At 71.8% G+C, this 25,030-nt stretch carries 24 protein-coding genes and 2 pseudogenes; 14 read left to right on the top strand and 12 right to left on the bottom strand.

Annotated elements, in window-relative coordinates:
- Positions 1 to 51 precede the first annotated feature (51 nt).
- The gene (gene clpX / locus AC1P0E_RS30190; RefSeq protein ID WP_482745270.1) at positions 52 to 1,368 is read left to right on the top strand and encodes an ATP-dependent Clp protease ATP-binding subunit ClpX; all 1,317 of its coding nucleotides are present in this window, start codon (positions 52 to 54) and stop codon (positions 1,366 to 1,368) included.
- Positions 1,369 to 1,404: 36 nt separating this feature from the next.
- On the opposite strand, the pseudogene AC1P0E_RS30185 reads toward clpX, so the two are convergent.
- Both AC1P0E_RS30185 and AC1P0E_RS30180 read right to left on the bottom strand, forming a co-directional pair.
- Positions 1,405 to 1,590: pseudogene (locus AC1P0E_RS30185) on the bottom strand (ABC transporter permease); the annotation flags it as partial.
- A gap of 217 nt (positions 1,591 to 1,807) precedes the next feature.
- Entirely contained in the window at positions 1,808 to 2,209 is a 402-nt protein-coding gene (locus AC1P0E_RS30180) for a heavy metal-responsive transcriptional regulator (RefSeq protein ID WP_482745269.1), read from the bottom strand.
- 78 nt (positions 2,210 to 2,287) lie between these two features.
- Between AC1P0E_RS30180 and AC1P0E_RS30175 the strand changes: the two genes are divergently transcribed.
- The 3 genes from AC1P0E_RS30175 (at position 2,288) to AC1P0E_RS30165 (ending at position 5,247) form a co-directional block, all read left to right on the top strand.
- Positions 2,288 to 3,226, top strand: coding sequence for an alkylmercury lyase family protein (locus AC1P0E_RS30175; protein WP_482745268.1), 939 nt, complete (start codon positions 2,288 to 2,290; stop codon positions 3,224 to 3,226).
- A gap of 111 nt (positions 3,227 to 3,337) precedes the next feature.
- Positions 3,338 to 4,321 carry a hypothetical protein gene (locus AC1P0E_RS30170; protein WP_482745267.1) on the top strand — a complete coding sequence of 328 codons (984 nt, stop codon included), beginning with the start codon at positions 3,338 to 3,340 and terminating at the stop codon, positions 4,319 to 4,321.
- Positions 4,322 to 4,467: 146 nt separating this feature from the next.
- Entirely contained in the window at positions 4,468 to 5,247 is a 780-nt protein-coding gene (locus AC1P0E_RS30165; RefSeq protein WP_482745266.1) for a VOC family protein, read from the top strand.
- Positions 5,248 to 5,295: 48 nt separating this feature from the next.
- Here AC1P0E_RS30165 and AC1P0E_RS30160 read toward each other — a convergent pair whose 3' ends face one another.
- The 3 genes from AC1P0E_RS30160 to AC1P0E_RS30150 form a co-directional block, all read right to left on the bottom strand.
- Positions 5,296 to 5,571, bottom strand: a complete 276-nt coding sequence (locus AC1P0E_RS30160) for a DUF2087 domain-containing protein (protein ID WP_482745265.1) — start codon at positions 5,569 to 5,571, stop codon at positions 5,296 to 5,298.
- Positions 5,572 to 5,692: 121 nt separating this feature from the next.
- Positions 5,693 to 5,899: a cold-shock protein gene (locus AC1P0E_RS30155; protein ID WP_482745264.1), complete on the bottom strand. Its 207-nt coding sequence runs from the start codon at positions 5,897 to 5,899 to the stop codon at positions 5,693 to 5,695.
- Between the two features lie 142 nt (positions 5,900 to 6,041).
- Positions 6,042 to 7,469: a dihydrolipoyl dehydrogenase family protein gene (locus tag AC1P0E_RS30150; RefSeq protein WP_482745263.1), complete on the bottom strand. Its 1,428-nt coding sequence runs from the start codon at positions 7,467 to 7,469 to the stop codon at positions 6,042 to 6,044.
- A gap of 115 nt (positions 7,470 to 7,584) precedes the next feature.
- Between AC1P0E_RS30150 and trxA the strand changes: the two are divergent.
- A pseudogene (trxA, locus tag AC1P0E_RS30145) lies at positions 7,585 to 7,970 on the top strand (thioredoxin).
- Between the two features lie 77 nt (positions 7,971 to 8,047).
- On the opposite strand, the gene AC1P0E_RS30140 reads toward trxA, so the two are convergent.
- The 3 genes from AC1P0E_RS30140 to AC1P0E_RS30130 are packed head-to-tail and all read right to left on the bottom strand — an operon-like array spanning position 8,048 to position 11,881.
- A complete protein-coding gene (locus AC1P0E_RS30140) occupies positions 8,048 to 9,484 on the bottom strand; it encodes a benzaldehyde dehydrogenase (RefSeq protein ID WP_482745262.1) in 1,437 nt (478 codons plus the stop codon).
- A gap of 32 nt (positions 9,485 to 9,516) precedes the next feature.
- The gene (locus tag AC1P0E_RS30135) at positions 9,517 to 10,692 is read right to left on the bottom strand and encodes a 4-hydroxybenzoate 3-monooxygenase (RefSeq protein ID WP_482745261.1); all 1,176 of its coding nucleotides are present in this window, start codon (positions 10,690 to 10,692) and stop codon (positions 9,517 to 9,519) included.
- A 4-nt stretch (positions 10,693 to 10,696) separates the two neighbouring features.
- A complete protein-coding gene (locus AC1P0E_RS30130; RefSeq protein ID WP_482745260.1) occupies positions 10,697 to 11,881 on the bottom strand; it encodes a thiolase family protein in 1,185 nt (394 codons plus the stop codon).
- 140 nt (positions 11,882 to 12,021) lie between these two features.
- On the opposite strand from AC1P0E_RS30130, the gene AC1P0E_RS30125 reads away from it, so the two are divergent.
- Positions 12,022 to 13,677 carry an IclR family transcriptional regulator domain-containing protein gene (locus AC1P0E_RS30125; RefSeq protein WP_482745259.1) on the top strand — a complete coding sequence of 552 codons (1,656 nt, stop codon included), beginning with the start codon at positions 12,022 to 12,024 and terminating at the stop codon, positions 13,675 to 13,677.
- 151 nt (positions 13,678 to 13,828) lie between these two features.
- Here the strand turns inward: AC1P0E_RS30125 and AC1P0E_RS30120 are convergent, their stop codons facing one another.
- Positions 13,829 to 14,869, bottom strand: a complete 1,041-nt coding sequence (locus tag AC1P0E_RS30120) for a LacI family DNA-binding transcriptional regulator (RefSeq protein ID WP_482745258.1) — start codon at positions 14,867 to 14,869, stop codon at positions 13,829 to 13,831.
- Positions 14,870 to 15,026: 157 nt separating this feature from the next.
- Between AC1P0E_RS30120 and AC1P0E_RS30115 the strand changes: the two genes are divergently transcribed.
- Complete coding sequence (locus AC1P0E_RS30115) at positions 15,027 to 16,283, top strand: MFS transporter (protein WP_482745257.1); 1,257 nt, start codon at positions 15,027 to 15,029, stop codon at positions 16,281 to 16,283.
- Between the two features lie 37 nt (positions 16,284 to 16,320).
- Complete coding sequence (locus AC1P0E_RS30110) at positions 16,321 to 17,016, top strand: alpha/beta fold hydrolase (protein WP_482745256.1); 696 nt, start codon at positions 16,321 to 16,323, stop codon at positions 17,014 to 17,016.
- Positions 17,017 to 17,081: 65 nt separating this feature from the next.
- Here the strand turns inward: AC1P0E_RS30110 and AC1P0E_RS30105 are convergent, their stop codons facing one another.
- Complete coding sequence (locus AC1P0E_RS30105; protein WP_482745255.1) at positions 17,082 to 18,137, bottom strand: glycosyl hydrolase family 18 protein; 1,056 nt, start codon at positions 18,135 to 18,137, stop codon at positions 17,082 to 17,084.
- A 71-nt stretch (positions 18,138 to 18,208) separates the two neighbouring features.
- Between AC1P0E_RS30105 and AC1P0E_RS30100 the strand changes: the two genes are divergently transcribed.
- On the top strand, positions 18,209 to 18,661 hold the full coding sequence (locus AC1P0E_RS30100) for a type II toxin-antitoxin system PemK/MazF family toxin (RefSeq protein ID WP_482745254.1): 453 nt from the start codon (positions 18,209 to 18,211) through the stop codon (positions 18,659 to 18,661).
- On the opposite strand, the gene AC1P0E_RS30095 is transcribed toward AC1P0E_RS30100, so the two are convergent.
- Positions 18,646 to 19,566 (bottom strand): TIGR02452 family protein, encoded by a 921-nt coding sequence (locus tag AC1P0E_RS30095; RefSeq protein ID WP_482745253.1) that lies wholly within the window; start codon positions 19,564 to 19,566, stop codon positions 18,646 to 18,648. The two genes, AC1P0E_RS30100 and AC1P0E_RS30095, sit on opposite strands and share 16 nt — an antisense overlap.
- Before the next feature lie 164 nt (positions 19,567 to 19,730).
- On the opposite strand from AC1P0E_RS30095, the gene egtA reads away from it, so the two are divergent.
- The 5 genes from egtA to AC1P0E_RS30070 all read left to right on the top strand — a co-directional run bounded on the left by egtA (position 19,731) and on the right by AC1P0E_RS30070 (position 24,445).
- A complete protein-coding gene (egtA, locus tag AC1P0E_RS30090) occupies positions 19,731 to 21,002 on the top strand; it encodes an ergothioneine biosynthesis glutamate--cysteine ligase EgtA (RefSeq protein ID WP_482745955.1) in 1,272 nt (423 codons plus the stop codon).
- A complete protein-coding gene (gene egtB / locus AC1P0E_RS30085) occupies positions 20,999 to 22,360 on the top strand; it encodes an ergothioneine biosynthesis protein EgtB (RefSeq protein WP_482745252.1) in 1,362 nt (453 codons plus the stop codon). The genes egtA and egtB overlap by 4 nt, the downstream gene beginning before the upstream one ends.
- Positions 22,360 to 23,115 carry an ergothioneine biosynthesis protein EgtC gene (gene egtC / locus AC1P0E_RS30080; RefSeq protein WP_482745251.1) on the top strand — a complete coding sequence of 252 codons (756 nt, stop codon included), beginning with the start codon at positions 22,360 to 22,362 and terminating at the stop codon, positions 23,113 to 23,115. The genes egtB and egtC overlap by 1 nt, the downstream gene beginning before the upstream one ends.
- On the top strand, positions 23,112 to 24,077 hold the full coding sequence (egtD, locus tag AC1P0E_RS30075) for an L-histidine N(alpha)-methyltransferase (protein ID WP_482745250.1): 966 nt from the start codon (positions 23,112 to 23,114) through the stop codon (positions 24,075 to 24,077). Before egtC ends, egtD begins: the two co-directional genes overlap by 4 nt.
- Before the next feature lie 152 nt (positions 24,078 to 24,229).
- On the top strand, positions 24,230 to 24,445 hold the full coding sequence (locus AC1P0E_RS30070; RefSeq protein ID WP_482745249.1) for a dodecin: 216 nt from the start codon (positions 24,230 to 24,232) through the stop codon (positions 24,443 to 24,445).
- Positions 24,446 to 24,482: 37 nt separating this feature from the next.
- Here the strand turns inward: AC1P0E_RS30070 and AC1P0E_RS30065 are convergent, their stop codons facing one another.
- A complete protein-coding gene (locus AC1P0E_RS30065; RefSeq protein ID WP_482745248.1) occupies positions 24,483 to 24,986 on the bottom strand; it encodes a phosphatase domain-containing protein in 504 nt (167 codons plus the stop codon).
- Positions 24,987 to 25,030 lie beyond the last annotated feature (44 nt).

Below are 25,030 nucleotides of genomic sequence, written 5' to 3'. Positions count from 1 at the left end.
TGGTGACGTCATATGGTTTGAACATTCAAAGCGTAGTGAGGACCTTTCCGAGTGGGACGTATCGGTGACAGCGGCGACCTGCTGAAGTGCACGTTCTGCGGGAAGAGCCAGAAGCAGGTCAAGAAGCTCATCGCGGGCCCCGGCGGCATCTGCATCTGCGACGAATGCGTCGGCCTGTGCAACGAACTCATCGCGGAGGAACCGGACGGGCCGGGTGGGGACGGGCCGCAGAAGCTGCCGACGCCCCGGGAGATCCACGCCTTTCTCGACGAGTACGTCATCGGGCAGGACGGCGCGAAGAAGGCGCTCGCGGTGGCGGTCTACAACCACTACAAGCGGATCGGCCCGGCGGCCGGCCGGCAGGAGGAGGAGGAGGTCGAACTCGGCAAGTCCAACGTGCTGTTGCTCGGCCCCACCGGCTGCGGCAAGACGTACCTCGTCCAGACCCTCGCCCGGATGCTCGACGTACCGTTCGCGATCGCGGACGCGACAGCTCTGACGGAGGCCGGATACGTCGGCGAGGACGTCGAGAACATCCTCCAAAAGCTGCTCCAGGCCGCAGACTTCGACGTAAAGAAGGCCGAGACCGGGATCATCTACATCGATGAGATCGACAAGATCGCCCGGAAGAGCGAGAACCCGTCGATCACGCGGGACGTGAGCGGCGAAGGCGTACAGCAGGCGCTCCTGAAGATCCTGGAGGGCACGACCGCGAGTGTGCCTCCGCAGGGCGGCCGCAAGCATCCGCAGCAGGCGTCCATCCCCTTCGACACGAGCAACGTGCTCTTCATCGTCGGCGGAGCCTTCGCCGGTCTGGAGCAGATCATCGAGCAACGGGTCGGCCACCGGGGGATCGGGTTCGGTGCGACGGCCCCGATGAGCCAGGAGGACCGGGACGAACAGGGCTCCTTCGCCCGTGTCATGCCTCAGGACCTGCTGAAGTTCGGGCTGATCCCGGAGATCGTCGGCCGGCTCCCGATGATGTCGGCAGTACGGCCGCTCGACCGGGCGGCGTTGGTACGGATCCTGACCGAGCCGCGCAACGCGCTGGTCCAGCAGTACCAGCGGCTGTTCGAACTCGACGGCGTGGAGCTGGAGTTCACCGAGGACGCGCTCGGCGCGATCGCCGACCAGGCGCTGCTGCGGCGTACCGGCGCCCGGGCGGCGCGCACGATCCTCGAAGAGCTGCTGCTCAATGTGATGTACGAGGTGCCCAGCCGGGACGACGTGGCCCGCGTCGTGGTCGACCGGGACACGGTCCTCGGCAACGTCGCCCCGGCGCTCGTACCGCGCCCGCGGCCCGGTCACGACCCGGACCGGGACCGTGACGACGACCAGGACCCGGGCCGCCGCCACCGCACCGCCTGAGCGGGGCGGCCCTCCTCCCCCGCCGCCCACACCCGCCTACGGTGTCGCGAGCGCCTCCGTCGGGGAGAGGCGCGAGGCGCGGACGGCCGGGTAGAGGCCGGCCAAGCCGGATGGCAGCAGCGACTCGGCGAGGAACTGGGTGTGGATCTGGCCCCGGGTGGCGCCGAGGGACCGGCGCAGGCCGATCTCGGCCCGGCGTTCCAGGACCGAGATGACCATGGTGATCGTGGAGCGCAGGTCGGTGCGGGTCGCGCTGATCAACGGGCTGCTGCTCCTGGCGACTGCGGGTAACGAGATCACTGAGCGCCGGCCGGTCGACCGTCACCGTCTACGAGGAGACGCTCGAGGCGGTCACCACGGGCGACGCCCTGCTGCTCGAACGCCTCGTACAGAACGTGGTGGAGAACGGCATCCGGCACAACACCGGCGACGGCCTCGGTCAGCCGGTGGCGTTCAGGATGCGGCAGATCGGTCCGTCGGGGCAGGTGGCGGGGTCGGTCGCGTCGGCCGCCGCCTTCAGGTCGAGCAGCGCGGACCTGGCGCGCGTGAGTTCGGCGATGCGCTCCTCGACCTGGCGCAGGTGCTGCGAGATCAGCACGCCGACGTGCTCGCACGGCGCCTGTCCGCCGTCTCTGATGCCCAGCACGTCACGGATCTCGGCGAGCGTGAGCCCGGCGGCCTGGGCGTTGCGGATGAAGTTCAGCCGGTCGGCGGCCCCCGGCGGATAGTCGCGGTACCCGCCGGGGGTACGCGGCGGCGCGGGTAGCAGTCCCGCCTCCTCGTAGAAGCGGATGGCCTTGGTGCTCACGCCGGCTTCGGCTGCGAGGGTTCCGATGCGCATGCCTTCACCGTACGCCCTTGACCTTCCACCGCACTGGAAGGTCTAGCGTCGCCCGTACGGACCGAGGAGGAGGCAGTCATGGAACTGACGGTGCTGGCGGTGCCCGAGTGCCCCATGGTGGAGGTACTGCGCGAGCGGCTGGCCGAGGTACTGGCCGGCCGGGACGACGTACACGTGGCATGGCGTGAGGTGAGCCGGGAGAGCGAGGCGGTGCGGCTCGGCATGCACGGATCGCCGACCCTGCTGGTCAATGGCGTCGATCCCTTCGTGCGGGAGGGAGAGGCCGCGAGCCTGTCGTGCCGGCTGTACGGGCCGGAACACGACGCGGTCGGCGCACTGCCCTCCGTCGAGCGCCTGCGCGCGGCCGTCGGCGAGGGCTTCGCCGCCGACGTGCTCGGTCGAGGCGGGCGCGGGCGGCGGGCACCCGTCGAGGGCGGGCAGCGCGCCGTGCAGCAGGCGGTACTGCTCGCCTTCGCCACCCGTGGGCAACCGCCCACCGACGACGAACTCACCCAAGCGGCCGCGCCTTTCGGGCTTTCGCCGGCCGAGGTGCTGGCCCGGCTCTCCGCCGACGACTATCTGCAGCTGGGCGCGGACGGCCGGCTCCGCGCGGCGTACCCCTTCTCGCCCGTGGCCACCGCGCACCGCGTAAAGATCTCGGGCGGTCCGCAGGTGTGGGCGATGTGCGCGATCGACGCGCTGGGCATCGCACCGATGCTCGGCCGCGACATCGAGATCCGCTCGGCCGACCCGCACAACGGGCGCGAGATCACGGTCGCCTTCCGCGACGGCACGGCCGTGTGGGAACCCGCGTCCGCAGTGGTCCTCGTATCCACCGGCGCGTGCGCGGGGCCTGCCGTGGACGCCTGCTGCTCCTCCTTGAACTTCTTCACGGACAGGGCGTCGGCGCTGGGTTGGGCGGCCGGACACCCCGAGGCGCAGGGCCAGGTCCTCGGCCCCGCGCAGGCGGAGGCGCTCGGGCGGGAGACCTTCGGACCACTGCTCGACGAGGGGTGACAGAAGGGGCCGGGTGCGCCTCTTCCGGGCTTGACTTTATACCCCCCAGGGGTATGTTTGAAGTACATCGGCCGCTCCTTCAGCAGCGGCTCATACCTCCAGGGGAGCGTCATGAACACCGGACTGAAGATCACCGCCTTCGCCGCAGCGGTCGCCGCGACCTTCGGCACGGCCTACGGCGCCGGCAAGGGAGTCGGCCCCGTCGTCGCCGCCGACGAACAGCCCGCAGGACACGACGGACAGGGGAAGGAGAAGGAGAAGGAGAAGGAGACCGCCGCAGGCGGACACGACGGGCACGACGCCGCGTCACCCGCTGCCGGCGGTCTGCAGATCTCGGAAGGCGGCTACACCCTCGCCCTCGAAACCCCCCGCGTCACCGCCGGCGACCGTACGAAGCTCCGCTTCACCATCCAGGACGAGGACGGCCGCAACGTCACCGCCTACGAACGCGAACACGGCAAGGAACTGCACTTCATCGTCGCCTCACGCGACCTCACCACCTACCGCCACCTCCACCCCACCCGCGCCGCCGACGGCACCTGGACCACCACCGCCGACCTTCCCGCAGCAGGCGGCTACCGGGCCTTCGCCGACTTCAAGCCCGCCAAGAAGGGAGCCAGGGCCCTCACTCTCGGCGCCGACCTCGCCGTCGCCGGAAAGTACGCACCCGCCGACCTCCCCGCACCTGCCACCACCGCCAGGACCGACGGATACAAAGTCACCCTCACCGGCGCACTGCGCCCCGGAAAGAGCGGTGAACTCCAGCTGAACGTCACGAAGGACGGCAAGCCGGTCACCGACCTCCAGCCCTACCTCGGCGCGTACGGCCACCTCGTCGCCCTGCGCTCCGGCGACCTCGCCTACCTCCACGTCCACCCCAACGGCGAACCCGACGACGGCACCACCGAGCCGGGCCCGGAGGTCTCCTTCACCGCCACCGCCCCCAGCTCCGGAACGTACCGGCTCTTCCTCGACTTCCAGCACGACGGCAAGGTCCGCACCGCCGCCTTCACCGTCACAACCGGCAAGACGGCCGACGCCGCCGAGTCGGCCGACGGCGCACACGAGCAGGAGACCCCCGGCCACCAGCACTGACCGGCCGGTGACGCTGGTCCATGAGGATGAAACCGGGCCTCCGTGCCTGCGATGGCCGACGCCCCCACGGAGGCGATCGGCAAGGGTGTCAGGTGCTCCGTCGGCCACCCCCGCGGGAAACCTCCAGAGAGGCAGGGCGTACCACCATGCTCAGCACCGACTTCGTCACCGGGTCCCCCAACTGGCTCGACCTCGGCAGTCCCGACACCTCGGCAGCCGCCGCGTTCTACGGCAGTGTCTTCGGCTGGGACTTCCTGTCGGCGGGCCCCGAGGCGGGCGGATACGGCTTCTTCCAGCAGGGCGGGAAGACGGTCGCCGCCCTCGGGCCGCTGACGGAGGAGGGGGCCAGTTCGGCCTGGACGGTGTACTTCCAGACGCCCGACGCCGATGCCATGGTCAAGGCGACCGAGCAGGGCGGCGGGACCGTTCGCGTCGCAGCGTTCGACGTCATGAACTCCGGGCGGATGGCCTGTCTCACCGACCCGGGTGGCGCGGAGTTCGCCGTATGGCAGCCGACCGCCGTCAAGGGGCTGGAGAAGACGTCCGACAACAACACCCTGTGCTGGGCCGAGCTGCACATCGGCGATCCGGCGGCCGCCCTGCGCTTCTACGGCTCACTGTTCGGCTGGCGTTCGCAGGAGATGCAGGCGCCGGGCATGACGTACACGGTGCTCTCCACCGCCGAGGGCGACCAGCAGGACGCCTCGTTCGGCGGTGTGGCCCCGCTCCATAGTGCCGCTGAGGAGTCGCGCTGGGTTCCGTACTTCGCGGTGGAGGACACGGACGCGATGGTCGCCCGGGTCCAGGGGAACGGCGGATCTGTCGTCATGCCCGCCGCGGACGTCCCGGACGTCGGCAGGATCGCCTGGCTCGCCGACGCCTTCGGCGCGACTTTCGCCGTCCTCAAGCCCGCACCTCAGACCTGACCTTCGTACGGGCCTGATCCGGGCGGCCGTCGTGTGGCGCGCCGCCCGCTATCGGGGCCGCCGGTAGCTGCTGCCGTCCCTGGGGCGGGTCAGCAGGCCCGCCACGACCAGGTAGCGGCGTAGCGCCGAGCAGTCTTCGTGCACCGTGAGCAGCGCCTCGTTGACCTCGCGCTCGCTGTAGGCGCGGTCCGGCTCGAAGAGCGTCTGTGCGAGGTGTACGAGCAACTGCTCGCGGCGGGCCACCTTGCGCGGGATCGCCGTAAGCCGCCCCCGGGAGAAGAGGGAAGCGACGCCGTGTGAACTGCTCGTTGCGGTCTCGTGCATGACCGGAAGCCTCGCAGCGGACCGGGCACCCGGCAACGCAATTTCAGCGGCGGGCAGAGCGAAGAAACGGGTGCCCGGCCCCGGCGGGTCAGTCCGCGGGGCCGGGCAGTCCGCAAGGGTCCTAACCCGCGACGGTGACATGCTCCGCCTGCGGCCCCTTGGGTCCCTGGGTGACGTCGAACGAGACCTTGTCGCCCTCGTGGAGCTCCTTGAAGCCCGTGCTCTCGATGGCGGAGAAGTGGACGAACACGTCAGGGCCGCCCCCGTCCTGCTCGATGAACCCGAAGCCCTTGTCCGCGTTGAACCACTTCACAGTGCCTGTTGCCATCAGTTCGTTCCTTTGTTCCGTGCCACGGCCCGACCATCGCCGCGCCGGCCGCAGTCATGTCGCAACTGCGGCTCCTGCACCTTGCCATCCCGACCCGGCTTCCCAATCGTCCTGTTTTCCGTGTCGGTGGCTTGTCGCTGAATCAGTCGCGGTACGTCTCCAGGAGACGCAGCCATACCTCGCTGATCGTCGGGAACGCCGGGACCGCGTGCCACAGGCGGTGGATGGGGACCTCGCCCGCCACCGCCACCGTGGCCGAGTGCAGCAGTTCGGCCACGCCCGGGCCCACGAAGGTGGCGCCGAGTACGGTCTCGCGGTCCAGGTCGACGACCATGCGGGCGCGTCCCCGGTAGCCGTCGGCGTACAGACCGGCGCCCGAGACCGATGCCATGTCGTAGTCGACCGCCCGCACCCGGCGCCCGGCCGCCTGGGCCTGCGCGAGGGTGAGGCCGACCGCCGCCGCCTCGGGGTCGGTGAAGACCACCTGGGGTACGGCGGCGTGGTCGGCCGTGGCGGAGTGGGCGCCCCAGCGGGCGGTGTCCAGGGCTTCGCCCCGGGCCCTGGCGGCGATCGCGGCGGCCGCGATGCGTGCCTGGTACTTGCCCTCGTGGGTCATCAGCGCCCGGTGGTTGACGTCGCCCACCGCGTAGAGCCAGTCGCTGCCCTCGACGCGGCAGGTCTCGTCGACGTCCAGCCATGTGCCCGGCTTCAGGCCGACCGTGTCCAGGCCGATGTCGTCGGTGCGCGGGGCCCGGCCGGTGGCGAAGAGGACCTCGTCGGCCTCGATCCGTTCACCGCCGTCGAGGACGACAGCGACCGGGCCGCTGCCGCCCTCGCGCTCCACGGCGGTGACGGAGGATTCCGCACGCACGGTGGCGCCGGCTTCCTTGAGGGCCTCGGCGATCAGCTCGCCCGCGAAGGGCTCCATCTTCCCGAGCAGGCCCTTTCCGCGTACGAGCACGGTGACCCGGGAGCCGAGCGCCTGCCAGGCCGTGGCCATCTCCACGGCGGCCACTCCCCCGCCGACGACCACCAGCCGGTCGGGCGCCTTGCCCGCGCTGGTCGCCTCACGGCTGGTCCACGGGTTCGCCCTGGCGACTCCGGGCAGGTCAGGGACGGCCGCACGGCTGCCGGTGCACACCGCCACCGCGTGCCGGGCCGTGAGGGTACGGCGCTCGCCGGAGGGGGCCTCGACGACGACCTGCCTGGGGCCCGCGAGCCGGCCCCTGCCCCGGTGGATGTCCGCGCCGATCGACTCCAGCCAGCTCACCTGGCCGTCGTCCTTCCAGTTCGACGCGTAGTAGTCGCGGTGCGCGAACACCTCGGCCGCGTCGAGCGGGCCCCGCACCGACTGGCGCAGTCCGGGGACCCGGCGCGCGTCCGCCCGCGCGGTCACCGGACGCAGCAGTGCCTTGCTGGGGATGCACGCCCAGTAGGAGCACTCGCCGCCGATCAGCTCGTTCTCCACCACCGCCGTGCTCAGCCCGGCCGCCCTGGCGCGGTCCGCCACGTTCTCGCCCACGGGCCCGGCTCCGACCACTACAACGTCGTACTCCGCCGCATTCGTCATACGGGCAGTCTGGTCGGGGGTGTGCGCCGTGGCCAGCCGGGCAGGCGGAATATCGCGAGCCCGCATGCCGTTGTGCGGGAGGCTTCGCCCGCCATGCCAGGAAGAGGAGCACCCCATGTCCACCGTCGAGCTCACCAAGAAAATTTCGATCAGGTTGTGTCGGACAACGACTTCATCCTGATTGATTTTTGGGCTTCCTGGTGCGGTCCCTGCCGGCAGTTCGCACCCGTCTTCGAGAGCGCGTCCGAGCGTCACGACGACCTTGTCTTCGCCAAGGTCGACACCGAGGCCCAGCAGGAGCTGGCCGCGGCCTTCGAGATCCGTTCGATTCCGACGCTGATGATCGTGCGCGAGAACGTGGCGGTGTTCGCCCAGCCCGGCGCGCTGCCCGAGGCCGCGCTCGAGGACGTCATCGGGCAGGCCCGCAAGCTCGACATGGACGAGGTCCGCAAGTCCGTCGAGGAGGCCAAGGCCTCGCAGGACACGCAGGAAGCGGGCTAGGAAGATCAGTGTGCCGAGAGGGCCCCGCCGTTCGCAACGGATTCAAGGGGCCCTCTCGGCACTCGTATCGTGGCGCTCTAGAAGGGGTGGTCCGCCGGTTCGCGGCGTATCGTCGTCCAGCGCGTTTCGGTGAAGGCCTCCAGGTTCGCCTCGCCGCCGAAGCGCGCGCCCGTACCGGAGGCCGCGACTCCGCCGAAGGGCGCGACCGCCTCGTCGTTCACCGTCTGGTCGTTGATGTGGACGATGCCGGTGGGGATGCGGTCCGCGAGCCGCACCCCGAGCGCGGTGTCGCGGGTGACGATGCCCAGGGACAGCCCGTACGGGCTCGCGGACGCCAGCGCCGCCGCCTCCTCCAGGGTGGCGAAGGAGCGGACCGGCGCGACCGGCCCGAACACCTCCTCGGCGTACGCCGGTGTGTCGTCCTCGACGCCCGCGAGCACCGTCGGCCGGTAGAAGAGGTCGCGGTGCGTGCCGCCTGCCGCGAGCTTCGCGCCGCTCGCCGTGCTGGCCTCCACCAGGCCGTGGATTTTGGCGAGTTGACCCTGGTCGATGATCGGGCCGAGGTGCACCTTCTCACGGTGCGGGTCGCCGACGGCCAGGGATTCCGCCTTGGCCGCGAGCCGTTCGACGTACTCCTCGTAGAGCGAGGCGTGGACGAGGTGGCGGCCCGTGGTCATGCAGATCTGGCCCTGGTGGAAGAAGGAGCCCCAGGACGCCTGGGCGACGGCGCCTTCGAGGTCGGCGTCCTCCAGTACGACAAGGGCGGAGTTGCCGCCCAGTTCGAGGTGTGCGCGCTTGAGTCCGCGGCCAGCCGCCTCGCCGACCGCGCGACCCGCCGCCGTGGACCCGGTGAAGGAGACGACCGGCACGTCCGGGTCCGCGACGAGCGCCTGCCCGGCGTCGGCTCCGCCCGGCAGGACGTGCAGCAGCCCCTCCGGCAGCCCCGCCTCGGCGAACACGGCGGCCAGCGAGATACCGCCGCAGACGGCGGTGCGGGGATCGGGCTTCAGCAGTACGCCGTTGCCGAGCGCGAGAGCGGGGGCGACCGAGCGAATGGAGAGGATCAGCGGCGCGTTGAACGGTGCGATGACGCCGACCACTCCGACCGGCACCCGTCGCGTGTACGACAGCCGGGGCGCTTCGCTCGGCAGCACCTGTCCGGCGGGGCGGGAGGCGAGCGCGGCGGCCTCGTAGCACTCCTGGGCGGCGACGTGGAGCTCGAAGTCGGCCTTGCCGGGTATGGACCCGGATTCCCGTACGAGCCATTCCCGCAGCTCGTCGGCGTGCGTGGCGAAGAGGTCACCGGCGCGGCGGAGCACGGCGGCCCGTACGAAGTGGGGCGTACGGGCCCAGGCCGGCTGCACGACCCCGGCGGTCCGGGCGGCCGTGCCGACGTCGTCGGTGGTGGCGAGCGTGACGCGGCCGAGCGTTTCGCCCGTGGCGGGCTCGACGACGTCCGACTCACCACCCGAGAGCCGGACGGGCTGCCAGGTCTTGGGGTCGAGCAGGGGCATGCGGATCTCCAGTCACTCGGTCGTGAGGTGGCTCAGTCGAGAGGAAGTCCCGTGTAGTTCTCGGCCAGTTCGGCGGCGGCGGGCCGGGAGGACGCGAGACGGTGCAGCCTTGCGAGATGCACTCGGGTGTCGAACACGCTCTCGCTTGGTTGACTGTGCAACATCGTAGTCATGTCGTACGAGAAACGGGTGGCCTGCCACACCCGCCGCAGACACACGTCCGAGTAGGAGTCGAGGAGTTCGTCCGATCCAGTGCGGTGGTGGTACTCGAAGGCGCGGGCCAGGGTCCGTACGTCCGACACCGCCAGGTTGAGCCCCTTCGCGCCGGTGGGCGGCACGATGTGCGCCGCGTCCCCGGCCAGGAAGACCCGACCGTAGCGCATCGGCTCGGTGACGTAACTGCGCATCGGCGTAACCGACTTGGAGGTGATCGGGCCGCGGGCCAGGCTCCAGTCGCCGTCGACCGCGAAGCGCCGGTCCAGCTCGTCCCAGATCCGGTCGTCGGACCAGTCGGCGGGGTCGGTGCCGTTGGGGACCTGGAGGTAGAGGCGCGAGACGCTGGGCGAGCGCATGCTGTGGAGGGCGAAGCCGTCCTCGCCGCGTGCGTAGATCAACTCGTCGCAGGACGGCGGGACATCGGCGAGGATGCCGAGCCAGGAGTAGGGGTACGTGCGCTCGTACGTACGCCGGATCTCGTCCGGGACGGCGGCGCGCGCGATGCCGTGGAAGCCGTCGCATCCGACCACGTAGTCGCAGTCGAGGGTCTGCTCGCGGCCTTCGTGGGTGAAACGGACGACCGGGTTGTCGGATTCCGGCTTCTCGACGGCGAGGGCCTGCGCCTCGAAGAAGAGGGGCGGGCCTTCGGCCAGTTGGAGTGCGACGAGGTCCTTGACGACCTCGGTCTGCGCGTACACCATCACCGACCGTCCACCGGTCAGCTCGGGGAAGCCGATGCGGTGGCTCCGCCGGTCGAAGCGGAGCTCTATGCCGTGGTGCACGAGCCCTTCGGCGTCCATGCGGGCGCCCGCACCGCAGACGCGCAGCGCGTCGACCGTGCCCTGTTCGAGGATTCCGGCGCGCTGGCGCTGTTCGACGTAGTCGCGGGTCCTGTTCTCCAGTACGACGCAGTCGATGCCGGCGTTGTGCAGCAGCCGGGCGAGGAGGAGGCCGGCGGGGCCGGCTCCGATGATTCCTACCGTGGTACGCATCGGGTCAGCGCTCCAGTACGAGTGCGAGGCCCTGGCCGACACCGATGCACAGGGCGGCGAGGCCCGTGCCGGAGCCGGCGGCGGCGAGCTGGTGGGCGACGGACCCGGCGAGGCGGGCGCCGGAGGCGCCGAGCGGATGCCCGATGGCGATGGCGCCGCCGCGCGGGTTGACGACGGAGGGGTCCAGGTCCGGCCATTCGGCGAGGCAGCCGAGCGACTGGGCGGCGAAGGCCTCGTTCAGCTCGAAGGTGGTGAGGTCGGCGAAGGACTTGCCCGACTTGGCGAGTGCGCGCTGGACCGCCTCGACCGGGCCGAGGCCGAAGAGCTGCGGCTCGATGCCGGTGACGGCGGAGGTGCGGATGCGGGCGAGCGGCTCACGGCCGGTGGCGCGCAGGCCCTCCTCGTCGACGATCAGGAGCGCGGCGGCGCCGTCGTTGAGCGGCGAGGCGTTGCCGGCCGTGACGCTGCCGGTCTTGCGGAAGACGGGCTTCAGCTTGGCCAGGGCCTCCATGGTGGAGCCTTCGCGGATGCACTCGTCGCGGGTGAGGTCCACGCCGTCGTACGGGACGACCTCGCCGTCGTACAGGCCGTCCGACCACGCCTTCGCCGCCTTCTGGTGGCTGGCGAGGGCGAAGGCGTCCTGCTGCTCGCGGGTGATGCCGTGCTTGTCCGCGATGAGCTCCGCACCCTCGCCGAGCGGGACGGTCCACTCGTCGGGCATCCGCGGGTTGGTCATGCGCCAGCCGAGGGTGGTCGAGTGCAGCTCCTGGTGGCCGGCGGGGAAGGCACGCTCGGGCTTCTGGAGCACCCAGGGGGCGCGGGACATCGACTCCACGCCGCCGGCGACGGCGACGGAGGCGTCGCCGACCGCCACGGCGCGGGCGGCCTGGATGACGGCCTCCAGGCCGGAGCCGCAGAGCCGGTTGACGGTGACACCGGGGACGGAGACGGGGAGTCCGGCGAGCAGCACGGCCATGCGGGCGACGTCCCTGTTGTCCTCACCGGCGCCGTTGGCGTCGCCGAAGTAGACGTCGTCGATCCTCGCCGGGTCGAGGTCGGGCGTACGGGCGACCAGCGACTTGACGACGTGTGCGGCGAGGTCGTCGGGGCGTACGGAGGAGAGGGCACCTCCGAACTTGCCGATCGGGGTGCGGACGGCGTCGACGATGTAGACGTCGCGGATGCTCATCGGGTCTCTCCCGGAGTGGTGGGTGGTGCTCGCTGGCTGCTGGCCGTTGTTCGCAGAATGAACTATCGTTCACATCTGGCTTCGCCCCCGAGTCTCTGCCGAGCGCCGTCCGGTGTCAACGGCCTGCCAGGAGGAATCCCATGCCGCGCGACGAATCCGCCGACCCGGTCGACCCGGTCGGCCCTCTGGAGCGCGGCCTGACCGTACTGCGCGCCCTGTCCGCGCCGGGCGCGGAGAACCAGGTGCGGCACAGCGATCTCGTACGCTCGACCGGCCTCGCCCGCTCCACGGTCGACCGGGTGGTGTCCACCCTCGACCGGCTCGGCCTGGCGCGCAGCGACGGGCGGGAGGTCGCGCTCGCGCCCCGGCTGATGGAGCTTCCCGGCGCGTACCTCACGGCATGCGGGATTCCGGCGGCGCTCGGGCCGGCGGCGGAGCGGCTCGCGGACGAGTTCGACGAGTCGGTGTCGGTGGCGGTGCCGGACGACGGGGTGGCGGGGGTGCGGTTCGTGCTCCAGACGACGCGGCAGCGCACCATGTCGCTGGCCTTCCGGATCGGCGATCTGCTTCCGGCGGAGCGGTGCGCGCCGGGCGCGCTGTTCGCGGCGGAGTGGGACGCGGACGGATGGCGGGCGTGGCGTGGGCGGCGGGACGCGGATCCGGTGGACGCGGGTTTCGCGGCGGTGCCGCCGCCGGGCGGGTCGCGGGGCCGGGAGGACTTCGAGCAGCGGGCGGCGAGGGCGGGCCAGGACGGCTGGGCGGGCGACGACCAGCTGATCGAGCCGGGTCTGGTGGCGGTCGCCGTGCCAGTGCGCGACGGGGCGGGGCGGGCGGTGTGCGCGGTGAGCGTGGTCAGCCACACCAGCCGGCACACGCTGGAGTCGCTGCGGGAGACCGTACTGCCCGGACTGCTCGCGGTACGGGGCGAGTTGGAGGCAGCGCTGGCGGCGCCACGCCCGGCGCCGGAGGCCGCGCCCGTACGGGACACCTCGCTGGAGGCGAAGCGTGAACTGGGGCCGGGCTTCCTCCAGTCGCTGGCGCGCGGGCTGGCCGTCCTCGGCTCACTCGGCGCCGACCGGGGCGACGGAATGGCGCTGACGGCGGTCGCCGAGTCGACCGGGCTGGCCAGGGCGACGGCGCGGCGCTCGCTGCTCACGCTGGAGCAGCTGGGGTACATCGCCTCGGACGGGCGCCGGTGGCGGCTGCTGCCGCGCGTGCTCGAACTCGGCTGCGCGCGGCTGTCGGAGCTGGGGCTCGCGGAGATCGCTCAGCCGCATCTGGTGGCGCTGGTACGGCGCGTGCACGAGTCGGCGTCGCTGGCGGTGCTCGACGGCACGGACATCCGGTACGTGGCGCGCGTCCCCACGGTGCGCATCATGAGCGTCAACATCACGGTGGGTACGCGTTTTCCGGCGTACGCCACGTCCATGGGCCGGGTGCTGCTGGCGGGCCTGGCGCTGGGCGAGCGTCCGCCGCTGCCGGAGGTACTGCCGGCGCTGACCCGGCGTACCGTGACCTCGCCGGCCGAGCTCGGCCGGATCGTCGAGCGGGCGGCGGCGGATGGATTCGCCCTGGTGGACGAGGAGTTGGAGGAGGGCCTGCGCTCGCTGGCCGTACCGGTGCGGGACGGGCACGGCCGTGTGGTGGCCGCGGTGAACGTGGCCCGGCATGCGGGGGGCGGTGCGACTCCGGGCGAGACGCGGGAGGCGCTGCTGCCGGCGCTGCGGGACGCGGCGGCGCTGATCGAGGCGGATCTGCGGGCGCTGGGGGCGGCGGGGCGGTCGCGGTCGGTGTGACGGGGGATCGGGTGGGGTGCCGGGTGCGGGTGCGGGGGCCTGCGGCGCTGACCCTCCCCCGCCCGGGCGGTGGGTGGCGGGTGAGGAGCGGAGGCTGGGGCAGCGCCCCGGCTCGGGGAGGGGTGGGTAGGGGAAGGCCCCCGCCGGGCGGTCAGCTGGACTCTCGGGGGACGGGGTGTGCCGCCATCAAGTCGTGGCGCTCGACCTCGCCGTCCGGGTCGCGAACCACCCGGTCGACCAGCTCCGCTATCTCCCGCCCCGTCGGCAGTTCGATGTGCACGGTACTCAGCCGCGGCCGCAGCAGCTTCCCCAGCAGCAAGTCGTCCGCGCCGACCACCGCACACTCCCCCGGTACGTCGACACCCGCGTCCTGAAGCGCCCGCATCAGCAGCTGTGCGTACTCGTCGTTGTACGCGTAGACCGAGTCGAGACCGAGATCGCGCCAGCGCCCGGCGAGTGCGGCAGCGGATGCCTCGTCGTACGCCATCGTCAGCGGCTCGACCCGGGCACCGGGCTCCCCAGCCGCCACCACCTTGCGTACGCCCGCCAGGCGCGGCTTGGAGAACAGGTCCAGCCCCGGTTCGGCCGGCACGACCACGCCGATCGCGCGCCGGCCCCGCTCCAGCAGGTGCGCCGCAGCCGCGCTGCCGATCGCCCGCTGGTCCATGACCAGCGCGTGCGCGCCCTCCACTCGCTGCGGGCCGAGGGTGATGACCGCCTTGGCGCCCGAGCGCTTCAGGACCTGCACCCCGTGCGGGCTGAGCGCGATCTCGCCGAGGGAGAGGACCGCCACCGGCCGCAGTTCCGCCCAGGCGCGAGCCGCCTCGTCTGCGCCCAGGCCCAGGCTGCCGTACTGCACGACCGTGTAGTCCAGCGCCCGCAGGGCCCACTCGACCTCGTTGAAGAACCGGCCGTAGAGGGGGCCGACGGGTACGTGCGCCGTCGGAAGCAGCACCATGCGGCTGTGCCCGGCCCGCAGGCTGCGCGCGGCCGCGTGGGGCACGTAACCGAGCTCCTCGGCGGCCTCCCGCACCCTCCGGCGGGTCGGTTCGCTGATCCTCACCGCCGAGGTGTTGTTCAGTACGTACGAAACCGTGGCGCGCGAGACTCCGGCCAGGCGGGCCACATCTGTGCTGGTCGGGACGGGGTTGGCGGCGGGATTGGCGGCGGACTGCTTCGGTGTCTGGCTCATCGCCTTCGGCATCTTTCCAGATCGGTATGCAGCAGGGTCTGGCGGATGGCCGGTTTTGGGTGCTACACAATGCTGACACGTCGGTGACACGTGTCAACACTTCTCACTCCCACCCTCCATCCGTTCGTCTCCTCTGACACTCCTCATGGAGGGCAGCGTGGCCCTTTCCCCGCCCGGCACCCCCGGCGCCGGCACCACCGAGGCCGACGGCCCCGTCCCCTCGCCCCGCCCGAGCCGCGGACTGCTGCCTCTGCTTCTGGTCGGCAACACCGCCATGTACACGCTGTACATCGGCGTCGGCGGCATACTCCTCGCCCTCCAGGTCGAGGACGTCGACCCGGCGGACAAGGTCGCCAATCTCGGCCTGGTGGCCGGTGTCTCCGCGATCTTCGCGACCGTCTTCAACCCGGTGGCCGGCGCCCTCTCCGACCGCTCCGGACGCCGCAACCCCTGGATACTCGGCGGCGGCCTGCTCGCCGTCCCCGCGATGTTCCTGCTCGGCAGCGTGCACACGGTCCTGATGATCACCATCGCGTGGTGTCTCGGTCAGGCCGTGATGAACGTCTACCAGGCCGCCATCACATCCGTGGTCCCCGACCGCGTCCCGATGACCGCGCGCGGCAAGGCCTCCGCCGCCGTGGGCCTCGGGCTGCCCTTCGGCAGTACCCTCGGCGCGCTCATCGGCGCCGCGTTCTCCGACGACTACCGCACCGGCTACCTCATCTTCGGCGCGCTGGTCGCCGCCTCGGCCGTGCTGTTCACCACCTGCGCCCGTGAACAGCGGATGCCGGTACGGCAGTCGTTGCCGGTACGGGAACAACTGGCCGCGTTCGCCGGGGCCTTGAAGTCGCACGACTTCCGCTGGGCCTTCATCGGCCGCGCCCTGCTGGTCCTCGGATACTTCGCCGTCAACGGCTTCCTCCTCTACATCATCAAGGACCACACCGTCCTGCCCGCCGGACTGAAGCCCGAGGAAGCGGTGGCGGTCCTGATGCCGGTCACCAGCGTGGCCATGATCGTCTCGACGGTCCTCGGCGGATATCTGTCGGACCGCTTCGACCGGCGCAAACTGTTCGTCGGCGCTTCGGCCACGCTGTCGGCCGTCGCCCTGGTCATCCCCGCGGTGTCGACGAGCTGGACCGCGATGCTCGCCTTCGCCATCGTCAACGGCCTCGCCTTCGGCTGCTACATGGCCGTGGACACCGCACTCGTGACGATGGTCCTGCCCAAGGCCGAGGACGCCGCCCGGGACATGGGCGTACTCAACATCGCCAACGCGGGACCGCAGATCGTCGCCCCGTTCATCGCCTCGGTGATCGTCGGCCTCGGCGGCTACACCACCCTCTTCCTCTTCGCGGCGGCGCTCGCGGTGCTGGGCGCGCTCGCCGTACGCCCGATCCGCTCCGTGCGCTGAACCCCCTGCCCGTACGACCGACCAGAAAGGCACCACCGTGCAGCTTCACACCCAGACCTGGGGCGAGGGCGACCGCCTCGCACTCCTGATCCACGGCATCATGGCCGACCACCGCACCTGGCGGCGGGTCGGTCCGGCGCTCGCCGACAAGGGTTACCGGGTCATCGCCGTCGACCTGCGCGGGCACGGTGCAAGCGAACGCGGCGAGTACACGCCGGAGATCTTCGCCGACGACGTCGTCGAAACCCTCCCGGCCGGTGCCGAACTGGCCATCGGCCACTCCCTCGGCGGGCTCACCCTGTCGCTCGCCGTGGAGCGTCTGCGGCCGGAGCGCGCGGTCTTCTCCGACCCGGCGTGGCACCTGGCCGCGCCGGGGGACGGCTTCGGTCCTGAGATGTTCGCGCAGTTCAAGGCGGCGACCCGGGAGCGGATAGCGGCGATGAATCCGCGCTGGGAGGCGGCGGACATCGACATCGAGCTGGAAACCCTCCGGGTCTGGGACGAGGCGTCGGCGCTCGGACTGGCCGCGCTGTCCGGCGTCGATCTGCTGCCCGCGAAGCCCGTCGTACCCTCGTTGGTGCAGCTCGCCGACCCCAGCTTCCTGATCGACGCGGTGAAGGCCGCCGTACTGGCCGAGCGCGGTTTCGAGGTCCGTACGGTCAAGGGTGCGGGCCATACGATCCACCGTGACGACTTTGATGCGTTCATGACCTCATTGGACGGCTGGATCTGATCCTTCGCGTACGTACGGGCAGGGCGACGCCCCACGGGGGCGGGGCGGCCCGTGCGTATGTCACCTCATCCGCGCGCCAGCACCGGCCACAGGTCCGGGTCCTCGAAATTCAGCGCCCACAAGGCGGTGTTGGTGATGCCGTACTTGCGCAGCACCGGCAGGTGTTCGGCGACGCCGCGCGCGTCCTGGTACCAGACCTCGCGCCGCTGCTCGCCGTCCTGGTAGGCGAAGTGCGGTGTCCGGGACGCCACGTCGAGCGTGTACGGCACGCCCTTCGCGCGGCGCAGCGCCTCCGCTTCCTTCCACGTGACGTGCTTCGCCCAGGACTTGCCGTCGGCAGGCCAGTCCCAGCCGTACGCCGGCAGCCCGACCTCGATCTTGTCGGCCGGGACCTCCGCGGTGGCGACGCGCAGGATCTCGTCGTACCACTGCGGGGTGGACAGCGGGCCCGGCTTGCCGCCCTTCCAGTGGTGGTCGTACGCCATGATGCGCATGCGGTCGGCCGCGCGCCCGATGGCGGTGTAGTCCCAGATCCGGCCGGTGGACGCCGTCTTGGGCGACACGGTGACCACGCACTGCTTGTCCACCGCGTGCAGTTCCCGGCAGACGCCTTCGACCAGCTTCGCGTACCCGGCGCGCACCTGGGTGTACGTGTCGTCGCCGCTCGCGGCGATGGTCTCGTAGTCGAGGTCGAGGCCGTCGTAGTCCCGGCTCTCGGCGATTTTCAGGAGCGTACGGATGTGAGTCGCGCGGCGCGTGGGACTGGTGAGGATTGCGCCCAGCGCGCCGGGCTTCATCGTCTCCATCACGGTCGGCACGACCTTGACGCCCGCGGCGTGCAGTCCGTCGACGACGCGCCGCTCCCCCGCGCCCGGATGGCCGTCGATGCGCCCGGCCGAGACGGCCTGGTACCAGAAGGGGCTGACGGTGTGCAGCTGCGCGGCGTGGCTCAGGGCATCGCGGTACGCCCCGTCCTGGTCCCAGTACGGAAGCCAGGCGGAGACGGTACGCGGCGCGGCGGCGTGAAGGGGCTCGGGGTCCGGTCCGCCGGGGACCGGAAACTGCGCCGCCGTGCCCATGAGGCCGACCGCGACGAGGACGCTCAGGATGCGTGTGGCCATGGAGCGAGCCTGCGGCCCGGCTGCCGGAGCCGCTGTGCGGACTGGGCCGTCCAGGCCCTAACCTCACCCGGGTGACGACTTCTTCCGACGGCATCACCGAACTGCCCGGCCGTCGCGGCCCGGCTGCGACCACCGAGGCCGACCCCGAGGCGATCGGTCCGGTACGGACCTCGTACGCACCGGACCGCGACGGCGATCCCGACCCGGGCGAGATCGTCTGGACCTGGGTGCCCTTCGAGGAGAACGACGGCCGCGGCAAGGACCGGCCGGTGCTGGTGGTCGCCCGCGAGGCGGCCGGCACGCTGCTCGCCGTACGGCTGTCCAGCAAGCGGCACGATCACGACCGCGAGTGGGCGGCGATCGGATCGGGTCCGTGGGACTCGATGGGGCGCGAGTCGTGGGTCGATCTCGACCGGGTGCTGCGGGTGCACGAGGACGGGATGCGCCGGGAGGCGTGCGCCCTGGACCGGCCGCGCTTCGACCGGGTCGTACAGCGCCTGCGGGAGCGCTACGGCTGGAGCTGAGCGGCGCCGGGCTCCGTCGGTGCGGCGAACGCCGGGGCGCCGGGCTCCGTCTGCGCGGCGAACGCCGGGGCGCCGGGCTCCGTCTGCGCGGCGAACGCCGTGCGGAAGGCGCCCAGTACGGACGCCTCGCGCATGCGGTCCAGCACCCCGAAGACCACCTCGTCGAAGTGGCCCGAGAAGCGGCCTCCCCCGGTGAGGTGCGCGTGGAACGCGCCCGCCACGGCAGCGGGATCGTTCATGAACACGCCGCAGCCCCAGGCCCCCAGCACCAGCCGACGGTAGCCGCACGCGGCGGCCGTCTCCAGGACCCGTTCGGCGCGGGACGCGAGCGCCGCCGGGATGCGGTGCGCCTCGCCGGGCTCACGGCTGCGGATCACTCCCGCGTTGGGCGCGGGCGAGGTCAGGAACCCCACGGTGTACGGCGCGGCGAGCAGCGCGCCGCGGTCGTCCCGGAAGACCGGTACGCCGGGCGAGTGGATGACCCGGTCGGAGTAGAAGGGGCTGCGGTCGGCCCGGTGGTGCGCGTAGAACTCGGGAGCGCGCCGGAGCGTCGCGTACAGCGCGGAGGCGCGGCACAGCGCCTCCTCCTGCGCCTGCGCGCCGTTCAGATAGCCGCCGCCCGGGTTGCGCGCGGACGCGAAGTTGAGCACGGCGACCGGGCCGGGTCCCGCGCCGGTCAGTCTGCGCGCGGCCTCCAGGCTGCTCTCCCCCGTGACGTCGAAGGCCGTCGTACGGTCGGTGTCCGGCGTGACGGCGACCGGGTCGGGGCCGTACACCCCGGTCCCCGCCAGGGCGGCCGCCAGTGCCTCGCCGATCGGCACGCCACGGCCGCCCGGGGCGGCGTACCGGCCCGCCCGGACGATCTCTTCGGTCTCTTTCGCGATTCCACGCAGTCGTGCACTCACGGTCAGATCGTCCGCGAGGGCGGGGCCCGGGCGCAACGGGGTTTCCGCGCCGACGGGACACTCTTGTGCGATTCTGCGTCTGTGGCTTTAGCTGGGGTGCGATGGCCGTCCCGGTCCCGGGGCGGACTCCATACGATCGTGGCAAGGAGGCACAGGCCATGCCCATGGGTGACTTCGTTCCACAAGGCCCACCGGTCACCGAAGCCGGTGCGGAAGCATTACTGCGCGGTATCTGTTTCAAGACAGGTCCACCGAGCACGGTAGGCGTCGAACTCGAATGGTTCGTCCACGAGCTCCACCTCCCCGAACTCCCCGTCGAACCCGCCCGCCTCGAAGCGGCCATGACCGCTCTGCGGGCCCTGCCACTGTCCTCGGCCCTCACGGTCGAGCCGGGCGGCCAGCTCGAACTCAGCTCCCTCCCGGCGTCGTCCCTGACGGAGTGCATCGATTCCGTCTCCGCGGATCTGGACGCCGTACGCGCCGTTCTGCGCTCCCGGGACCTCGGCCTCACCGGCATCGGTACGGATCCCTGGCACCCTCCGAGACGCCTCCTGCACGAGCCCCGTTACGACGCCATGGAGACGTATCTCAACCGGGCGGGTCCGGCCGGACGGGCGATGATGTGCTCGACGGCGTCCGTCCAGGTCTGCCTGGACGCGGGCCACGAGGAGCCGGGCGCGCTGGGCTACGGGCGCCGCTGGCTCCTGGCTCACCTCCTCGGCGCCGTACTGTCGGCGGCGTTCGCCAACTCCCCCTTCCACCACCGGCGTCGTACCGGATGGCGGTCCACGCGCCAGGCCATCTGGACGGAGATCGAGCCCGGCCGCTCCTGCGCCCCGCCCCTCGACGCGGAGCCGCGCGGCGCGTGGACGGACCGCGCGCTGGACGCTCCCGTGATGTGCGTGAGAGGTGCGGACGACCAGCCGTGGGACGTACCGGACGGGCTGTCGTTCCGCTCCTGGATACGCTCCGGGGCGCCGCGGCCGCCGACCCGCGAGGACCTCGAATACCACCTGACCACTCTCTTTCCACCGGTACGGCCGCGCGGTCACCTCGAACTGCGCATGATCGACGCGCAGCCGGGCGAGGACGGCTGGATCGTCCCGCTCGCCGTGACCACCGCGCTCTTCGACGACCCGGCGGCGTCGGAAATCGCGTACCGCACGGTCAAGCCGCTCGCCGAGACGGCTGGTTCGCCGGCCGCGCCGCGCAATCCGCTGTGGATCAACGCCGCGCGGTACGGGCTGGCCGACGCCGAGCTGCGGGCGGCCGCCGAGATCTGCTTCGACGCGGCGCTCGACGCGCTGCCCCGCCTCGGCGCGTCCACTGCGGTGCAGTGCGCCGTCGCCGCGTTCACCGAGCGGTACGTCATCCACGGGCGATGCCCCGCCGACGACCTGCTCGACCCCGCTCACGGGAAGGACATCCGCACATGAGCGACCGCTCCGGCACGACGGACCCCGAATCACTGCGCACCCTCGCCGTGGACGCGCTGCTGAGGGCGCGCGAGCGCACCGCCGGGCTCACCGACTGCGTGGACGACGGCGAACTGACCGCCCAGCACTCACCGTTGATGTCGCCGCTGATCTGGGACCTCGCGCACATCGGCAACCAGGAGGAGCTGTGGCTGCTGCGGGCGGTCGCGGGGCGGGACGCCATGCGCCCCGAGATCGACTCGGTGTACGACGCCTTCGAGCACCCCCGCTCCGAACGCCCCACGCTGCCGCTGCTCGCCCCCGCCGAGGCCCGGGTGTACGCCGCCGACGTACGCGGCCGGGCCCTGGACGTACTCGAAAGCAGTCCGCTGCGCGGCACTCCGCTGCTGGACGCCGCCTTCGCCTTCGGCATGGTCGCCCAGCACGAGCAGCAGCACGACGAGACCATGCTGATCACCCACCAGCTGCGGCGCGGACCGGTGGCTCTCACCGCTCCCCCGCCGCCGCGCCCCACGGCAGCGACGACGGCGGACCTGCCGCGAGAAGCCCTCGTCCCCGGCGGCCCGTTCAGCATGGGCACGTCCACCGAGCCGTGGGCGCTCGACAACGAACGTCCCGCGCACCACCGTTTCGTCCCCGCCTTCTTCATCGACACGGTGCCGGTGAGCAACGGCGCGTACCTGCGCTTCATGGAGGACGGCGGCTACACCGACGAGCGCTGGTGGGCGGCCGAGGGCTGGGCGCAGATACGCAAGCACGACCTCTGCGCGCCGCTGTTCTGGCGCCGCGAGGGCGGGCAGTGGCTGCGCAGGCACTTCGGTGTCGTGGAGCCGGTACCCGAGGACGAGCCGGTTCTGCATGTGAGCTGGTACGAGGCGGACGCCTACGCGCGATGGGCGGGCCGGCGGCTGCCTTCGGAGGCCGAGTGGGAGAAGGCGGCCCGGCACGACCCTGCGTCGGGCCGCTCCCTGCGCTACCCGTGGGGCGACTCCGACCCCACCCCGGAGCGGGCCAATCTCGGCCAGCGCCATCTGCGGCCGGCCCCGGTGGGGGCGTATGCCGCCGGGGAGTCACCACTGGGCGTACGGCAGCTGATCGGCGACGTGTGGGAGTGGACGTCGAGCGACTTCCTCCCCTATCCGGGCTTCGCGGCCTTCCCGTACCGCGAGTACTCCGAGGTGTTCTTCGGCAGTGAGCACAAGGTGCTGCGCGGCGGTTCCTTCGGGGTCGACGCGGTGGCCTGCCGTGGCACGTTCCGCAATTGGGACCTGCCCGTACGCCGTCAGATCTTCGCGGGGTTCCGTACGGCACGCGATGCGCCGGACACCCGTGACGTACCGGGCGGGGTGGTTGCCTGATGTGCCGTCACTTCGCCTGCCTGGGCCCGCCGGTACCCCTGGGTGACCTCCTGGTGAAGCCCGCCCACGGGCTGTACCGCCAGGCGTGGGCGCCGCGCCGCCAGCGTTACGGGAGCGTCAACGCGGACGGGTTCGGCGTCGGCTGGTACGCCGAGGGCGACCCGGTCCCGGCCCGTTACCGGCGCTCGGGCCCGATGTGGTCCGACGCCTCCTTCGCCGACCTGGCCCGGGTCGTACGCTCCGGGGCCGTGCTGGCGGCGGTCCGCGACGCCACGGAGGCGGGCGCGGACGGGGAGGCGGCTGCGGCGCCGTTCGCCGCCGGGCCCTGGCTGTTCAGCCACAACGGCGCGCTCAAGGGCTGGCCCGGCTCGGCCGTGCTGCTCGCCGGCGCGCTGCCGGCCGCCGAACTGCTCGCTTTGGAGGCGCGGTGCGACTCGGCGCTGGTCTGGGCGCTCGTACTGCACCGGCTGCGCGACGGCGACGAGCTGGGGCAGGCGCTGGCCGACACGGTCCTGGAGCTGGCCGAGGCGGCCCCCGGTTCGCGGCTGAACCTGCTGCTCACGGACGGTGAGACGGTCGCCGCGACCGCCTGGGGCGACACCCTCTGGTACCACGCGGAGCCGGGGCGTCGCACGATCGTGGCGTCCGAGCCGTACGACGACGATCCGCACTGGCGCGAGGTCCCGGACCGCACACTCCTCGCCGCCACCCGCACCGATGTCCTGCTGACCCCGCTCAAGGAGCCCACCGCGTGAGCCCGTTTCTGCTGACCCGCACCCTGCCCGAGGACGCGACGGACGCCGATCTGCGTGCCGACGTACTGCACGGACTGACCCGTACTCCCAAGGTGCTGCCGCCGAAGTGGTTCTACGACGCGCGCGGCAGCGAACTCTTCGAGGAGATCACCCGACTGCCGGAGTACTACCCGACGCGCGCGGAGCGGGAGATCCTGATCGCCCGCGCGCCCGAGATCGCGGCCGCGACGCGGGCGCGGACGCTGGTGGAGCTCGGCTCGGGCTCCTCGGAGAAGACCCGTCACCTGCTGGACGCGCTGCTGCCGGAGCTGCACAGCTACGTCCCGGTCGACGTCAGCGAGAGCGCGCTGACCGCCGCGGCCTCGTCGCTCCTCGACGAGCGGCCCGCCCTGTCCGTACACGCGCTGATCGCGGACTTCACACGCGGGCTCGCCCTCCCCGGGACCCCCGGCCCGCGCCTGGTCGCCTTCCTGGGCGGCACGCTCGGCAATCTGCTGCCGGACGAGCGCGCGGTCTTCCTGAAGTCGGTGCGGTCGCTTCTCACGCCCGGTGACGCGCTGCTGCTCGGCACGGACCTGGTGAAGGACGAGGCGACGCTGGTCGCGGCGTACGACGACGCGCAGGGCGTCACCGCCGCGTTCAACAAGAACGTCCTGTCCGTCATCGACCGCGAGCTGGGCGCGGACTTCGATCCCGACGACTTCGACCATGTCGCGGTGTGGGACCGCGGGCACGAGTGGATCGAGATGCGGCTACGGGCGCGGACGGCGATGACGGTGAAGATCCGGGAGCTGGACATCGCGGTGTCGTTCGTGGCGGGTGAGGAGATACGCACCGAGATCTCGGCGAAGTTCCGCCGGGAGGGTGTACGTCGCGAACTCGCCGGGGCGGGGCTGGATCTGCGCGAGTGGTGGACGGATGGGGAGGAACGCTTCGCCCTGTCGCTGGCGGTGGCGGTGTAAGGGCCGGCCAACACCTGCGGTTGTGGAAAGCCCCGCAGGGCACCCGCACAGTGGCAGAAGCCGAACATGCGCCCCGGCGCCTGCTGGGGCACCGTGGTAGCAGCGCGCGCCGGGACGCCCCCGCGCCGCAAGGAGCAGAGAGAGAGCGCCGCATGTCCGACCACACGTACCGCGTCACCGAGATCGTCGGCACCTCGACAGAGGGCCTGGACCAGGCCATCCGCAACGGCATCGACCGCGCCTCCCAGACCCTGCGCGGCCTCGACTGGTTCGAGATGACACAGGTGCGCGGCCACATCGTCGACGGCCGGATCGAGCACTACCAGGTGGGTCTGAAGGTCGGCTTCCGCCTCGAAGACAACGCCTGACAGCCCCTGACACCGGTCCTGACACCGGCACAACCCGTCAGGTACGGCCCTCGCGCTCCTGCGCGTCCTTGAGCGCCACCGAAGTGGCGGCCCAACGGGCGCGCACGACCGTGAAGCCCGCCTGCTCCGCCGCCACGCACACCAGTTCGTCGTCGTCGACGAGCATGCGGACCTCCCGGCCCTGCGCCGCCAGCCGCTTCAGGATCTCCAGCTTGGTGTGGCGGGCGGGCCTCCGGTCGTTGTCGCGGCGCATCCAGATCCGCCCCTCGGGAAGGCCCTGCGCGGCGAGCCAGTCCAGTGTGTCGCGCCGGCACCGCTCGGGGCGGCCGGTGAGGTAGACGACCTCGCACTCCTGCTCGCTCTCCCGCACCATCCGTACCCCCTCCGGCAGCGGCGGATCCTGGGGCGCCGCGCCGAAGAAACTGTCCCAGTCCCGCGGCTTGCGCTCCAGGAAGCGCTGGCGGTGCGCCGTGTCCGCGAGGGTTCCGTCGAGGTCGAATACGGCCAGTGGCCTGCTGCTGTGCGTCGTACCGGAAGTCATTCCGGCACCTTAGGACGTGTCCGGCGGATTCGTCGTCGCGGGCC

Source organism: Streptomyces sp. TRD_SC_5, assembly GCF_056836825.1.
This window is presented reverse-complemented; position numbering and strand designations above follow the sequence as displayed.